This is a genomic window from Marinospirillum alkaliphilum DSM 21637, assembly GCF_900119735.1.
Lineage (GTDB): Bacteria > Pseudomonadota > Gammaproteobacteria > Pseudomonadales > Halomonadaceae > Marinospirillum > Marinospirillum alkaliphilum.
Map to the genome: position 1 here is coordinate 38,818 of NZ_FPJW01000009.1, position 15,923 is coordinate 54,740.

Here is a 15,923-nt window from a genome sequence, read left to right on the forward strand (position 1 = left end):
GTCATGGCACATTCAAAAAGCAGCCATCAACAACGCATCGGTGACCAGCCCTGGCTGCGTCGCCTGCTGATTCTGCTGGCACTGGGTGTGATCACCCTGCTGTTGCTGGTGCCTTTGCTGGCCATTTTTGCTCAGGCCCTCAGTGCCGGTTCCGGTGTATTTTTCAGCAACCTCACTGATCAGTACACCCTGCATGCCATCGGCCTGACCCTGCTGGTGGCAGCCCTGACAGTACCATTGAATCTGGTGTTTGGTGTGCTGCTGGCCTGGCTGGTGACACGCTTTGAATTTCCCGGTCGCAAACTGCTGATGACCCTGATCGACATTCCCTTTGCAGTATCCCCGGTGGTGGCCGGTTTGATGTACCTGCTGCTGTATGGCAGCAACGGCTGGATCGGCAGCTGGCTGATGGATCAGGATGTGCAACTGATGTTTGCCTGGCCGGGCATTGTGATGGTCACTGTGTTCATCACCTGCCCTTTTGTGGCACGGGAACTGATTCCACTGATGCAGCAACAGGGTTCATCCGAAGAAGAAGCGGCACTGAGCCTGGGTGCCAGCGGCTGGCAGATGTTCCGCCGCGTGACCCTGCCGAACATTCAATGGGCACTGCTGTATGGCGTGGTACTGACCAATGCCAGAGCGGTGGGAGAATTCGGTGCTGTGGCCGTGGTGTCCGGCAACATCCGCGGAGAAACCAACACCCTGCCGCTGCATGTTGAACTGCTGTATCAGGATTACAACCTGGTGGGTGCCTTCACCAGCGCGTCGCTACTGGCCAGCATTGCACTGCTGACACTGGTCATCAAAACCTTTCTGGAATGGCGACAACACCAGGCGGCCAGATGAAAACCAGCACAGGTTACTTTGGGTGGGCATGCTTTGAGTGGGAAGGAGCAGCAGTTGTTTTTTTCGGCTGGCCAGTAGCACTTTAAGAGTAGGATCAGGTTGCTGCTTTTCAGGCTGTCTGCAACAGGGATGTTGCAGCAGAGCTTACAGGGATGTATTCACGCGTACTGAAAAAGCAGCAACCAGATCCTGCGAGCTGAAGCATCAGTATGCGACAGTTACGCACCCGGAAAAATCCTGATTGAACCAGAGCCACCTGGCTCAGAACCAAAAAGCTCGGAATCAGTTAATACGCACAGGATCAGAAATGAGCATTCATATTCGAAACGTCAGCAAAACCTTCGGTGACTTTCAGGCGCTCAAGCCGCTGGATCTGACCATTCAGGAAGGTGAAATGGTCGGTTTGCTGGGCCCGTCCGGCTCCGGCAAAACCACCCTGCTGCGGATCATTGCCGGGCTGGAAACCTGTGATTCAGGTCAGATCCTGTTCAGCGACAAGGATGTGACCCGCCTGCATGTGCGGGATCGCAAGGTGGGTTTTGTGTTCCAGCACTATGCCCTGTTTCGCCACATGACCGTGGCCGAAAACGTGGCTTTTGGTCTGGATGTACTGCCGCGTGACCAACGCCCGGACAAGCAGGAAATCCGCCGTCGGGTGCAAGAGCTGCTGGAGCGGGTGCAACTGGCCCATCTCGCCAGCCGTTACCCCGGGCAGTTGTCCGGTGGCCAGAAACAACGGGTGGCACTGGCAAGAGCACTGGCCATGCAGCCTCGGGTACTGCTGCTGGATGAACCCTTTGGTGCCCTGGATGCCAGGGTACGCAAGGAACTGCGCCGCTGGCTGCGCAACCTGCACGATGAACTGGGCTTCACCAGTGTATTTGTGACCCATGATCAGGAAGAAGCCCTGGAAGTTTCTGACCGGGTGGTGGTGATGAGCCAGGGCCAGATCGAACAGCAGGCCACCCCTCAGGATCTGTATCACCAGCCTGCCAGCCGCTTTGTGTATGACTTTCTGGGCCAGGTGAATGTATTCCACGGTGAAGCCAATGGTCAGCGTCTGCAACAGGGTGATGCCTGGGTGGCCTTCCCGGAAGCTCAGTCACCTCAGGCCGGTCAGCTGTACCTGCGTTCCCATGAACTGCAACTGCAGGAACTGCCTTCGGATCAGGCCAACCTGCCGCTGGAAGTGAAAGCCATCAACCTGATTGGTGCAGAAGTGCGACTGGAGCTGGAACCCATCGGCTGGCAGAGTGATGAACCCTGGGAAGTGGCGATCAGTCACAGCCAGTACAATGCCTGGCAACCCCAGCGCGGCGACCGTTGCCATGCCATTCCGCTGGCGGCCCAGTTGTTTGTCAGTGGTCAGGACAGCCAACCACGTCCCTTGCAGTGGTCGGCCTCTGGCAAGCGCCAGCCGATCAGTGAACCGCTGAAGCTGGCAGCCAACTGCCATTAAGCACCTGACTCAATCATCCAGATCCTGCTGATCCAGAACTTCTGACAGGAGAGCTTCAGGCGAGGATCAGACCCTTCCAACCCGCCTGCCAGGCTGAAATCTGGTCGGCGGGCATCGGGCGGGCAATGCCATAACCCTGTGCCAGACGGCAATCCATTTGCAACAAGGCCCGGGCATGCGCCGGTGTCTCAACACCTTCCGCAATCACTTCACGGCGAAAAGCACGGGCCAACCGCACCACACTATCCACAATATTACGATCCTCCGGATCATCCAGCATGTCACATACAAAACTGCGATCAATTTTCAATTGATCCACCGGCAGGTTGCGGAAATAAGCCAGCGATGAATAACCGGTACCAAAATCATCCAACGACAGCAGCACACCCAGTTCGTGACATTCATCCAGTACCTTGCGCCCCTGATCAAGACTCGATAAGGCGGCAGTTTCCAGCACCTCGATCTCCAGCATGCCCGGTGTGACCTGAGGATATTCATTGAGCAGTGTCTGCAGGTGTTGAATGAAACCTGGATGCAGCAAGTGGCTGGCACTGATGTTCACGCTGATCGGCAGCTGCAGGCCCATACGCAACCAGGCCGCCATCTGCTCCACTGCCTTGCGCAACACCCACTGCCCTATCGGCACCTCCAGATCACTGCCCTCCAGATCCGGCAGGAAAGCAGCCGGTGGCAATAAGCCCTGCTCAGGGTGTTGCCAGCGAATCAGCGCCTCAACCCCGATGACTGCTTGTGTCGCAAGGTTGACCTTGGGCTGGTAGTGCAACACAAACTCACTTGCCGTTAATGCCTGACGCAGGCGTTGCACCTGAGCCTGCAGGTTAATCTGCTCGCGTGCCAGTTCCGGATCAAACCGGTGATAACGATTTTTACCCAACCCCTTGGCTCGATACATGGCTTGATCAGCATGACGCAGCAAGGTATCCGGGTCTGCTGAATCCATCGGATAAAGTGTCAACCCCATACTGGCCGAAACCCGCACACTGGCATCACCCAGTTGTACAGGTTGCACCACAGCCTCCAGCAAGCGCTGCACGGTGGCATCCAGACGATTTTCCGGTAAATCGGTCAGCAAGAGTACAAACTCGTCACCCCCCAACCGGGCCAGGGTGTCGTCTTCACGCATCACCCGCTGCAGGCGCTGCGCCACTTTCAATAACAACTGGTCACCCATTTCATGACCATACTGGTCATTCACCGGTTTGAAGTCGTCCAGGTCCAGATAACAAACCACCAAGGGCAAACGGCTGCGATTGGCATGCGCCACGGCATGGTTGAGTCGATCCGTCAGCAGGCGGCGATTGGGCAAACCCGTTAACAGATCATAATTGGCAATGTGATACAACTCGGCTTCATGGGCCTTGGTCTGGGTGATGTCATTAAAAACCGCCACATACTGGCGCGCCCGTCCCAGCTCATCCTTCACCGCTGAAATGGACAGAAACTCCGGATAAACCTCGCCCGACTTGCGGCGATTCCAGATTTCACCCTGCCAGGAACCCCGAGCCTCCAGCGCAGACCAGAGGCCTTCATAAAAACCACCCTGCTGCCTACCAGAAGCCCGGATATTTGGTCGCTGACCCAGCATTTCTGCTCGACTGTAACCGGTGATGCGCTCAAAGGCCGGATTCACATCCACCACCCGATTGTTCGCATCGGTGATGTAAATGGCCTCGTTGGTGTTGGCAAACACACTGGCTGCCAGCTGCAATTGCTGCCGTGATGAAGCCAGCTTGCGGTTCATAACAGCCAACAGCAGGGCCAGCATACTGATCAGGATCAGGGCACCCAACAACAGCATCAATGGCCATTGCCAGGCCCACCAAACCTCTTGCAGGGTCACCCGCCGCTCCACATCAAAGGGGGCTAAACGCAGCTTCCGCATGACTCGCTCAACCACGGTGTAATCTGCAGGAATGGTGAAACCGGCTATCCCGGCAGCCTGAGCTGCAGGGTGCAGGGCATCCAGTGCCAGCAAACTGGAAGCGACCTTCCTTGCCACTGCAGCATCCACCTGTGGCAAGGCCACTAATGGCCATTCAGGGTACAGGCGGGTTGAAAGTACATAAGGAAAACCGGGCAGATACTGAGCATTGATCACTCTCAAAGCATCCACCTCTGTACGCCCTTCCTTACGCATGGCCTCTAAAATGCCGGTACGAATAAAACCTGCATCTGCCTGCCCGGACAACACCGCATCCACCACCTGCTCATGCGGCTGCCCCACCTCAAGCCACCGCAGCTGTCTGGCATGAATGCCGACCTCTTCCAGCTCCATCATTGGTGCCAGAAAACTGCCCAGATACTGCTGACCGGTAATGGCGATCCGCTTGCCAGCCAGATCACTCAACTGGTACAACGGACCATCACTGCGACGCTGAATGATCACACCTCCCAGTGCCGCAATGGTGGTATCCGCTTCCTGCCTGACCAGAGTGGCCAAAGCACCCGACAGGGCATTGTGTTCTCTCAGACTGATAAAGTGCACCGGATTGGTCAGCACAAAATCCAGTTCATGGCGCTGCACTGCCAGCCAGAAACCCGGCTGATCCAGCAAACGCAACTCAACCTGATATTCCGGCAACACGTCGGTGAGGTAGTCCACCAGGGGTTGATAACGCAACTGCATCAAGGTTTCATCACGATAGGCAAACACACCCAACACCAAGGATTCCCGATGTTCCGGCAAGTGCTCTGCATAAAGTGGCGGTGAAGGGAAAGCCATCACCAGCAACCAGCAAGAATAAAGCAACAGGCCACGCATCAACGCTCTCCAGGTGGCAGATAAGCCGCTGTAAACAACACTTCAGGATCTGGCATCAAGTGCAACTGGCCATTTTTGATCATCAGGTCAGCCAGAGTTCGGGTTGCTTCTGCCAGGCGGGTACTGGGTGGGGTCAGATAAATCCGGTTGGCAGCTACATCTGGCAGTTGTAATCCCCGGTATAGCTCCGGCACCTGCTGCCCGGTCACTTCAAGCCTTCGGGCCAGGCGATAGGCGGTATCCACGGGATTGGTCTGAAATGCAGACAAGGCACGAAAATGACCGGCGACCAGATGACGTATCGCTGCATCCTGTTGTTTCAGACGATCAGCGCGAACAGTCAGCAGATCAAAAATGCTATCCGGGAAATAACGACTGGAATAAAGCTCAATACCACCCTCACGCAGCAAACGTCCTGCAAGAGGCTCAAAAGTGATCATGGCATCCAGTTCACCGGCATGCCAGGGCCCGGAATCAGTGGCATCAACCGGGATAACCTTCACTTCATCAGCATTCAAACCGGCTGCTGCCAGGGTTTTATTCAGTATCAACTGCCCCAGTGCCGTTGTTTCAACCCCAATGCGTTGCCCGCGCAAATCTTGCAGTTTTCTGGCTGTACGGCTGATCACCTTGTCTGCCCCCACCGAGATATTGCAGACCAGCACAGCCACCAGCGGAATGCCCTGTTCACGTGCCAGCAACATTTCATCCAGCGTCAAGGCTGCAGCATCCACCTGACCGGTGGATAAAAGTTGCAAACTGGCAGAAGCACTGCTGGTTTCGAACAGATTGACCAGACGCTCATCCAGCCAGCCCTCATCACGGGCCAGAAACATGAACTCGTAACCTGGCCAGACATGGCCCGCAATACGCAAGCCGGGTGGACGGCTGCAGGCAGGTAATCCTGCCAGAAGGGAAGAGGCTGCAAGAAAACGCAGGAACTGCCGACGCGGGGCATCCATTTGAAACATAGCCTATACATTTTTTACATGATGCAACACTAACCAAATACAACGGCTACTGCAAGGCTTCAGGATAAACGTGCCAGCTTGCGATAGAGCGTACGTTCACTGATTCCCAGCCGGGCCGCCAGTGCCCGCCGATCACCATCGAAAGCATGCAACAACCGGGTCAGATAATGCTGTTCCAACTGATCCAGGGGTAATACCTGCTTCACCACCTGATTCAACAGCTGGCCAGCATCCGGCGTGGTTTCATGGATCTGGCAGTGTTGTGGCAGGTGCTCAACTTCAATCACGCCCTCATCAGCCAGCAGGATGCCACGCTCCAGGAGGTTTCTCAGTTCACGGATATTGCCGGGAAAAGCATAGGCCTGAAGGCAAGCCAGGGCGGTTGATCCCAGGCGAACCGTCTCACCACCCGGCAATCGGCGCAGCAAGGTTTCCGCCAGCAACGGCAGGTCTTCACGACGCTCGGCAAGACTGGGCAGATGAATCGGAAAAGCGGAAATGCGGTAATAGAGATCAGCCCGGAAGTAACCCTCTTTCACCAGATCCGGCAAGTCACGATGGGTGGCACAGATCAACCGGAAGCTTGCGTGTTGTGGTTCCGTACCGCCGACACTGCGGTAGGTTCCCGTTTCAATCAGTCGCAGTAATTTGACCTGCTGCGGCAAGGGAATCTCACCGATTTCATCCAGAAACAGGGTGCCGCCGTGTGCCGCCTCCACCAACCCCTTTTTGCGACCCACCGCACCGGTGAATGCACCCTTTTCATGGCCAAACAGCTCACTTTCAAACAGGGTTTCCGGCAAGCCGGAACATTCCACAGTAACAAACGGCTTGCGGCCACGGGCACTGGCATCATGCAGGGCTCGCGCAACCAGCTCCTTGCCAGTACCGGTTTCTCCGAGCAACAACACTGAAATGTCACTGGGAGCCGCCCGCCGCATCAGGGCCAGCATCTGCTGAAAAGCCGGTGAACGTCCCACCAGCCCTTCATCAGCACCGGCACTGGCCGCTGCCTCCCTGACGCGATGCAGGATTTCAAGATAGGCCTGGGTTTCCCCCGATGCAGAACAAACCGGTGTTAACTCCACATCCACATGTTCTTCACCTCTGGGCGTCTGGTGCAGGTGCAAAACCCGCTGGCGCTGACCGGTTTCCTGACAACGGCGTAACGGGCAGGCTTCACCGGCCAGATCACAGGGACGGTCATAACCATGAGAAACGGCATAACAGGTTTTTTGCAGCAGTTGTTGTGGTGAGCAGTCTTCACTGACATAGATGCTGCGATAGGCCCGATTGGTGGCCAGAATCCGGTAATCCAGACTGATCAGGGTCGCCGGTTCCGGAATGGCATCCAGCAGCGCCTGCAGTTCACTCAATCGGTCTGAAATCATGCCTGAATGTCCAGATGACAAAAATGTCATTAAAACCGATTGATCCAATAAAAAAAAGCCCGAAACTGAAGAATCCAGTTTCGAGCAAGGCAGGTGGCAGTAAGCACTGTCACCGGAGAAGGCTAAGAAGCCTCCGATTAACCATTACACTTGCCCATACTGCGCTAATCACGTTAATCAGAGGCTTCTTGATAATCAGCCAGCCAGAAGGCCCAGCTGCACCAGTGCCGGGAAAATCCCCATCACCAGGCTGATCACCAGCAGCAGCAAAGAAATCACCGGGCTCATTTGTTCAAAATCTGTGGCTTCACTCATGGTCTTGCTCCTTGGTTCAGGTCAGTTTCATTTCAGATATCGCAATACCTGTGCCAGAAGCATAAAAAGAAATATCATATTGATTTTAAACAATAAAAATTAAAGCAGCCACGCCACTCACTGATCACAGCGGAAAAACACCTGTCATATATGTCAGATGAGCAGCCATAAATGACATGCTAACCAGACGGTTCAATATTTGTCCTGCAGCACTTTTCGCAGGATAATGCCGCTACTCCAGTCCAATTCATCCAAGCGTACGAGGTTTTCATGGGTCTTCACGTCATCCAACACCCCCTGGTTCAGCACAAGCTGGGCCTGATGCGCGCTGAGCACATCAGCACCAAAAGTTTTCGCGAGCTGGCCAATGAACTGGGCAACCTGCTGACTTACGAAGCCACCAAGGACATGGAACTGGAACCGGAAACCATCACCAGCTGGAGTGGTGCCTCCATTCAGGTGCAGCGGCTGAAGGGTAAAAAAATCACTGCCGTACCGATCCTGCGAGCCGGCATCGGCATGCTGGATGGCATGCTGCAACTCATTCCCAGCGCCAAGGTCAGTGTGGTGGGCCTTTACCGCAATGAAGAAACCCTGGAACCGATGCCCTATTTTGAAAAGTTTGCCGGTGACATGGCTGAACGCATGGCGCTGGTACTGGACCCGATGCTGGCAACTGGTGGCTCCATGGTCGCCACCCTGGACATGCTCAAGAAGAAAGGCTGCAACAGTATTCGTGTGCTGGTGCTGGTGGCGGCACCGGAAGGCGTAAAACGTGTACTGGATGCCCACCCCGAAGTTGAAATTTATACCGCATCCCTGGATGAGCGCCTCAATGAACATGGCTACATCCTGCCCGGACTGGGTGATGCCGGTGACAAGATTTTTGGTACCCGTTGATTCCTCCCCAACCTGATGGAGCACTGAGCATGGCCTCAGCCACCCCTGCCGAAACCGGTTTTCTGCATCCGAAAACGGTTATTTCCGGCGCCCAGATGTTGTTTGTTGCCTTTGGCGCACTGGTCCTGGTCCCGCTGCTGACCGGGCTGGATCCCAGTGTTGCCCTGTTCACAGCCGGTCTTGGCACCCTGGTGTTTCATGGCATCACCCGCAAGAGTGTGCCAGTGTTTCTGGCCAGTTCTTTTGCCTTTATTGCTCCCATTCACGTCAGTGTGCAACAGTGGGGCGTGGAAGCCACGCTGGGCGGCCTGATGGCTGCCGGTGTCGCCTACATCCTGCTGAGCCTGCTGGTGAAAATTTACGGCGCCAACATCCTGCACCGCATCCTGCCACCCATCGTGGTCGGCCCGGTGATCATGGTGATTGGTCTGGCACTGGCACCAGTGGCAGTCAACATGGCACTGGGTAAAACCGGAGACGGCAGTGCCGAACTCTTCCCTTACGGACAGGCGATTGCCGTGTCCATGCTGGCGCTGCTGGTGACACTGGGACTGGCGGTGTTCGGGCGGGGTTTTTATAAACTCCTGTCCATCCTGGGTGGTGTAGTGGCCGGTTACCTGCTGGCGCTGCTGCTGGGCATGGTGGACTTTGGTGCAGTGACTCAGTCGGCCTGGGTCGCAGTGCCCAACTTCACCTTCCCCCAGTTCCACTGGGCCGCCATTTTGTTCATGATTCCAGTGGCCATCGCACCTGCCATTGAACACCTGGGTGACATGATTGCCATCGGCCAGATCACCGGGAAAAACTACATCAAAAAACCCGGCCTGCATCGCACCCTGCTGGGTGATGGTCTGGCCACGTCCACGGCCGCATTGTTCGGTGGTCCACCCAATACCACCTACTCGGAAGTCACCGGCGCAGTAATGATCACCCGCAGCTTCAACCCGATGATCATGATCTGGGCAGCCATCATTGCCATTCTGCTGGCTTTTGCAGGTAAACTCGGCGGCGTACTGCAAACCATCCCGACACCGGTGATGGGCGGTATCATGACGCTGCTGTTCGGCTCCATTGCGGTGGTGGGCATGAACACCCTGACTCGCGCGCATCTGGACCTGACCGCACCGCGCAACCTGTGTATTGCTTCACTGATTCTGGTATTTGGTATCGGTGGCATGCAAATGGGTGGTGGCATGTTCATGCTGCAGGGTGTTGGCCTGGCTGCCATTGTGGGTATTCTGCTGAATCTGATTCTACCCGGCGCACCGGCAATCCCTGGTGCAACACCTGCCGAAGCAACCGCTGACAACCAGCACTGAGCATTCATTGATGCGCGATCAAGGCCACCTGCAGGTGGCCTTTTGCCGCAGGCTTCTTTCATCCCCCATTAGTCTTACTCCCTTCATATTCATGTCACAAGGTGGCATATTGTGGACAGCTGGTCACAATCCTTGAACAACACCTATAAGAAGGGGCAAAGCTGACCATGAGCTTATACCGCAGTATTGAAAAAGCCTTCTGGTACACCCTCACCCGCAAGATCATTGGTAACGTTGTAGCCCTGCTGCTGCCACAAGCCATTCTGGTCGGACTGGCCATTTATTACCTGAAACGCCTGGAAATACAGGTTACAGCGGTTGGTCAGCAGGAAGCCCTCTACCCGATGTTGATGAATTTCTGGTGGCTACTGGGAATATCCAGCCTGGTGGCACTGGCCTTTGGTATTTTCACGGTGTTTTTCATGCGCCATCTGTTTGTGCGCCCCATCCGTGATATCACCCAGGTGTTGCAAGCCATCCGTGACAAAAATGGTGATATCTCTGCCACACTACCGGATTACACCCACGATGAAATCTCTGAGATGGCGCGCAGCTACAATGAGTTTTCCGGCCAGTTAAAACAGATGATCAGCGAGGCCCGCCATCACTCGGTGAGTGTTGCCCTGAATGCTGCACGGGTGCAGAAGATGGTCACCAAGGCCAGTGCATCCTCCACCCAGCAGGAGCAACAAGCCCAGCAGATTCTGGAGTCCAGTCAGCAAGCCACCCTGGCTGTTGAAGAAATTGCATCCAACACCACCCACATCAGCACCCAGACGCATCACAATCTGGAAGAAATCCACCAGTCAAACAATGAACTGCGTGATGTCACCGCACAAATCAAGCGTGTTGCACAACTGGCCCAGGGATTCCAGGAAACAGTACAGACCCTCAGCCGCAACTCAGATAACATCCGCAAGATCCTCACTCTGGTGGAAGATTTTTCCGAACAGACCAACCTGCTGGCGCTGAATGCCTCCATCGAAGCAGCAAGAGCCGGTGATGCCGGACGGGGATTTGCGGTAGTGGCTGATGAAGTTCGCAGCCTCGCCCAGAAGGTTGGCCAGGCCACCCAACAGATTCACACCAACATCAGTGAAATGACCGGGCTGGTCAGCAAAACTGAAACCGGGGCAGTATCGATCCTTGAGCATGTGCAGGAAACCGAAAGCTTCATGATCCGCACCAGTGATCAATTCACTGATATGGTGGCAGGCTTTGAACAAATGAGTCAGCAACTGACCACCATTTCTGCCGCCATTGAAGAACTGTCCAACACCAATCAGGACACCCACCAACACGTTGAAAGTATTGCCGGGCTATCAATGGCCGTAAAACAGGACATGGAGCAGTCTCGTGACAACTCCTTTGAACTGGAAATGGCCACCGAGCGCACCCAGGAGTTGCTGTCCCGCTTTATCATCGGTTTTGGTGGTTTTGAAAAGATGACCCAGTTGGGTTATCGCTGGGCTGCGGCAGTCACTGAAACCATGGAAGGTTTCCAGCGTCAGGGACTGAACCTGTTTGATCAAAACTACCGACCCATCAATCCAGGGCAGCGCCCAGCCCAGTTTCTGACCAGTTACACCGAAAAGGTCGAGCCGGTGTTGCAGCCTTTGTTTGATGGTTTCCTGCAGGAACACCCGGAATTTATCTATGCTGTAGCAGTGGATGTGAAGGGTTACCTGCCGGTGCACCATAGCAAGGTGTCAAAAGCCTTGAGTGGCAACTTTGACGTGGATAACGCCCAGTGCCGCAACCGCAGGATTTTCTTTGACAGCCGACCGGAGCAACGCCGCTGCACCCATGAAAACCCCTTCCTGCTGCAAACCTTCATCCGCGATACCGGTGAGATCCTCAATGACCTCTCCATTCCGCTCTACATTGATGGCAAACACTGGGGTTCACTGATCATGGGCTTTGAAACCAAACACCTGCTGGAAGACTGAGCAGACCCATCCGGGTACTGGTCCGGATGGGTTCACCTGCGACTCAGGTTAAACCCGGGCAATGTGCAGCAGATTGGTGCTGCCCACCTGCCCGAAAGGAATACCACCGATCACCACCAGAGTGGCTCCAGTATCGGCCAACCCTTGCTGACGGGCCACCTCACAGGCGCAGTGGATCATGTGATCAACACTGTCCAGCGGCTCGGAAACCACCGGGTGCACACCCCAGACCAGTGCCAACCGCCGCGCAATGGCCGGATCAGGCGTCAGCCCCAGCACCGGTGTGCGTGGCCGTTCGCGCGCCGCACGCAGCACACTGAAACCGGAAACACTGAAGGCAACGGTGGCTGCACAACCACTGTATTCAGCCACATCCCACATGGCACTGCAGATGGCATCCGGTGTGCTTTGCCGCTGGGCATTGCGCGAACCGTGCCAGTTGCTGCGCCAGCCCGGATCAGCCTCCACCTCATGAATGATGCTGTGCATCATCGCCACCGCTTCACAGGGATAATCCCCTGCCGCTGACTCGGCTGATAACATCACGGCATCTACACCGTCGTAAATGGCAGTGGCCACATCGGAAGCCTCGGCACGGGTTGGCACCGGCGCTTTAATCATGGATTCCAGCATCTGAGTGGCCACTACCACCGGTTTACCGGCACGCCGTGAGGCCGCCACTATGCGTTTCTGCAATACCGGCACCTGGGGTGCAGGAAGCTCCACGCCCAGATCACCCCGCGCCACCATGATGCCATCCGCTGCCGCCACGATGGCATTCAGGTGCTCAATGGCGGAAGGTTTTTCCAGCTTGGCCATCACCCAGGCACGATCACCCACCAGTGCCTTGGCTTCCGTAACATCTTCCGGGCGCTGCACAAAAGACAACGCCACCCAGTCCACACCCAGTTGCAGGCCAAAATCCAGATCACGTCGGTCTTTTTCAGTCAGTGCTGAAATCGGCAGCAGCACACCCGGCACATTCACACCCTTGCGATCTGACAGCACACCACCGACCAGCACTTCTGTCTCGGCAAAGTCAGCACCACAACGCTTCACTTTCAAGCGCAGCTTGCCATCATCCAGCAGCAGATCCGTTTCCGGCTCCAGCGCGGCAAAAATTTCCGGGTGCGGCAAACAAACCCGCTGCTCGTCACCGGCCTGCGGATTCATGTCCAGTCGAAAAGCGGTGCCAGCCACCAGCGTGACACGACCGGCAGCAAAAGTGCCCACACGCAGCTTGGGCCCCTGTAAATCCATCAACACACCCAGCGGACGACCAATTTTTTGTTCCACACGACGAATGCAGGCATAACGCTCGGCATGATCTTCATGAGAACCATGGCTGAAATTCAGGCGAAACACATCCGCTCCGGCAGCAACCAGTGCTTCAATCTGTGTTTCAGTGGAACTGGCTGGGCCCAGAGTGGCAAGGATTCGGGCACGACGCTGACGCAATGACATAAATGGCTCCGCTGCAATAAAGAAAACTCAGAGCCGGGATTCTACTTCCTGCCAGAGCTGACGGTAAGCCTGATTAGCCGGTTTACTGCGGGCAAACTGATCCAGCGGCGCTCGGTGTTCACCCATGTTTTCCACATCAGCAGAAAAAGGGATGCTGGTTTCCAGAAAACGCACCTTGCCATTTGTCAGGTTGGACTGGGTATTACGATGCATGGATTTCTGCTGCTGCACCATGGAAAAAAACGGCAGCAGTTTCTTGCGTGAATAATCCTCAGCTTCAAAAAAATCCAGCAACTGATGAAAGGTGCGTTCAGACAGGGTGGTTGGAATCACCGGCACCAGCAGCCGGTCAGCAGCATTGAATACTGACTCCGACAGTTTGCCGATGCTGGGGGGGCAATCCAGAATCACCAGGTCATACTCCCCTTTCATGCCCCGCAGGATCTTTTTCAGTCGACTGCGGCGCTTTTCCAGGCTGTTAAGCAGTACATCAAAATGGCGAAAGCTCAGGTGAGCCGGAATCACATCCAGGTGCTCATAATCACTGGCCTTGATGTGTTGCAGCAGTTCTTCATAAGCCTTGAAAAAACGCTTGCCCCAGCTTTTACGTGAAGGTTTGATGCGAAAATAAAAGGATGAAGCCCCCTGCGGATCAAGATCAATCAGCAGCGTTCGCCGTCCTGAGCGGGCTGCCCAGTAAGCCAGATTCACGGCAGATGCCGTTTTACCGACCCCACCTTTCATGCTGTAAACCGCCAGAATTTTCATTTCAAGCCTCTGTCTGTTTGAAGGGGGGCTGGTTGAAGGGCCGGGGCAAATTAAAAGGTTGAGCAGCATAGTCACTCAAGGCCTGCATCACCTGGCTGCGCGCCTGGCGCTGTTGCTGGTGAAGCAGTGCCACCAGACCATGCACAGCAGCCTGCTGGCCTTCTGGTGCATCTGGCTGCAACTGTTGCAACAAAAAAGCCTGCTGTACGGCAAAGTCATTGAAGTTGCCCAGAATCCCCTGCAGGCGCTTGAGGGAACGCAACTGCTGCTGTACCAGTGCATCGGGCAACAGGGATGCAAAAAAATCCAGCAGGTAACGCAGTTTCTTGCACTCGATCCGCAATTGGTGCACTTCTTCGTCCGGTGTTGCATCAGTGATGCGACGCCCCTTGCGCAGCACCCGGCGATGGCAGCGCTGCATTCGAGCCAGCACCTGTTGCTGCAAGGGTTCATGAAAAGGCTCGTGAAAGGTTTCATGAAAAGGCTCGTGAAATGCCACAAGCTGGTTTTCAGATGCGGGCACAGGCTGCAAGGCTGCTTCCAGTGCCTGGCAGAAGCGGCTGTATTCCTGCCCCATCAAGTGCGCCACCAGCGCCTGATGGGCTTTGCGCCGCTGCTGCTCAACACTGCGCAGCAGCGACTGAAAACCGGCCTGAAATGCTTCAGGCAACATCTGCAGGTAACGCACCTTTTCCAGCAACAGCACATCCAGATCCCGCAAACGACCCGTCGGGCGTGCCAGATCAGCCAGCAAGCCACGTAACAGGCGACCCTGTTCATCAGGCAGGGTCTGTTTCATCAGGGACAAGAGGGATCGGATCCGGCGCAGGTTCACCCGGTACTGATGCAGGAATTCAGTGTCTGTATCCGCCAGCATGCCCGACTCGTAGCGACGTGCCTGCTGCCAGTAGAGAGAAGCCATGCGCAATATTGCGGCACCAGCCGCTTCATCGGGTTGCAGGGGCAAGGGATTGGGCAGCAACTCATTTGCCGGTTGCAGGCCACAGATGGCCAGCCAGTCACATGATTCATTTAAGCTTTTTTTGCCTGGACTCTTTATTCCCGGCTTGGTTCTTTCTTGTTCTGTTCTTGCTTGCTCTGTTCTTTCCTGTTCTGTTGCTTCCAGTTCTGCTGTTGGCAAACCCGCTACTTCCTGCGAAGTGACATCGGCTTTCAGTGGCAGCAATCGCTGCTGTAATAACAGTGCTTCAGACTCATAACCCCGCAACGGATGGAAATGCAATAACACCCGGTGATGACGCGGCATTTCTTCACAGCGCAGGCTACTCAGTTGCTGCTCCACCAGTTCAATGCGCAACAGGATTTTGCCTTCATCATCACGACAGGCCAGCAGTTGATGCTGTTGCTCCACCTGCAGTACCGGACGCAGTGAATAAAGCCCCAGCACTCCCGCCAGCTTTTTCTGCAGCGGCCCTTCGGGAAGGTCCCACCAGAACACCGGCGGGCCAGGTAAGGCGGCCTGCTCCAGCAAGCCCTTGATGCCCTTGCCCTGCAAACGGCAACAACCTTCCCTGGCCTTGCCCTTGATGGATGAGTCACACTCGGCACTGGCCTGCTGATAGATAAGGGTCAGGCCTTTCTGCCACAACTGCCAGTCAACGTCATCGAGTAATAAACGGGTATCAGCCCAGTCATCCTCTCGTGTCAGCCGGACATCCTTGCCCAGCAGCTTTTTTAACCTGTTCCTGTCTGGTGCTGTATTCAGCAGCCAGCCGGTTGTTTCCTCTGGCGTCAT

General features: G+C 55.4%; 11 protein-coding genes. 5 read left to right on the forward strand and 6 right to left on the reverse strand.

Going from position 1 to position 15,923, the window contains the following annotated elements; all coding sequences use genetic code 11:
• Positions 1-3: 3 nt before the first annotated feature.
• Complete coding sequence (gene cysW, locus BT114_RS11920) at positions 4-849, forward strand: sulfate ABC transporter permease subunit CysW (protein WP_072326735.1); 846 nt, start codon at positions 4-6, stop codon at positions 847-849.
• A gap of 307 nt (positions 850-1,156) precedes the next feature.
• Positions 1,157-2,308, forward strand: a complete 1,152-nt coding sequence (locus BT114_RS11925) for a sulfate/molybdate ABC transporter ATP-binding protein (RefSeq protein WP_072326736.1) — start codon at positions 1,157-1,159, stop codon at positions 2,306-2,308.
• Between the two features lie 55 nt (positions 2,309-2,363).
• On the opposite strand, the gene BT114_RS11930 is transcribed toward BT114_RS11925, so the two are convergent.
• The 3 genes from BT114_RS11930 to BT114_RS11940 all read right to left on the reverse strand — a co-directional run bounded on the left by BT114_RS11930 (position 2,364) and on the right by BT114_RS11940 (position 7,452).
• Positions 2,364-5,090 carry an EAL domain-containing protein gene (locus BT114_RS11930; RefSeq protein ID WP_072326737.1) on the reverse strand — a complete coding sequence of 909 codons (2,727 nt, stop codon included), beginning with the start codon at positions 5,088-5,090 and terminating at the stop codon, positions 2,364-2,366.
• Positions 5,090-6,052, reverse strand: a complete 963-nt coding sequence (locus tag BT114_RS11935) for an ABC transporter substrate-binding protein (RefSeq protein WP_072326827.1) — start codon at positions 6,050-6,052, stop codon at positions 5,090-5,092. The genes BT114_RS11930 and BT114_RS11935 overlap by 1 nt, the downstream gene beginning before the upstream one ends.
• Positions 6,053-6,120: 68 nt before the next feature.
• The gene (locus tag BT114_RS11940; RefSeq protein WP_143142832.1) at positions 6,121-7,452 is read right to left on the reverse strand and encodes a sigma-54 interaction domain-containing protein; all 1,332 of its coding nucleotides are present in this window, start codon (positions 7,450-7,452) and stop codon (positions 6,121-6,123) included.
• Positions 7,453-8,037: 585 nt separating this feature from the next.
• On the opposite strand from BT114_RS11940, the gene upp reads away from it, so the two are divergent.
• The 3 genes from upp (at position 8,038) to BT114_RS11955 (ending at position 11,935) form a co-directional block, all read left to right on the forward strand.
• Entirely contained in the window at positions 8,038-8,667 is a 630-nt protein-coding gene (gene upp / locus BT114_RS11945) for a uracil phosphoribosyltransferase (RefSeq protein WP_072326739.1), read from the forward strand.
• 29 nt (positions 8,668-8,696) lie between these two features.
• Positions 8,697-9,986, forward strand: coding sequence for a uracil-xanthine permease family protein (locus tag BT114_RS11950; protein WP_072326740.1), 1,290 nt, complete (start codon positions 8,697-8,699; stop codon positions 9,984-9,986).
• A 167-nt stretch (positions 9,987-10,153) separates the two neighbouring features.
• Positions 10,154-11,935, forward strand: coding sequence for a methyl-accepting chemotaxis protein (locus BT114_RS11955; protein ID WP_072326741.1), 1,782 nt, complete (start codon positions 10,154-10,156; stop codon positions 11,933-11,935).
• Positions 11,936-11,983: 48 nt separating this feature from the next.
• On the opposite strand, the gene pyk is transcribed toward BT114_RS11955, so the two are convergent.
• From pyk to BT114_RS11970, 3 genes are read right to left on the reverse strand one after another with little or no spacing between them, the layout of a single operon-like run.
• Positions 11,984-13,399 (reverse strand): pyruvate kinase, encoded by a 1,416-nt coding sequence (gene pyk, locus BT114_RS11960; protein WP_072326742.1) that lies wholly within the window; start codon positions 13,397-13,399, stop codon positions 11,984-11,986.
• Positions 13,400-13,426: 27 nt separating this feature from the next.
• A complete protein-coding gene (locus tag BT114_RS11965) occupies positions 13,427-14,167 on the reverse strand; it encodes a ParA family protein (RefSeq protein ID WP_072326743.1) in 741 nt (246 codons plus the stop codon).
• 1 nt (position 14,168) lies between these two features.
• Positions 14,169-15,923, reverse strand: coding sequence for a CHAD domain-containing protein (locus tag BT114_RS11970; protein ID WP_072326744.1), 1,755 nt, complete (start codon positions 15,921-15,923; stop codon positions 14,169-14,171).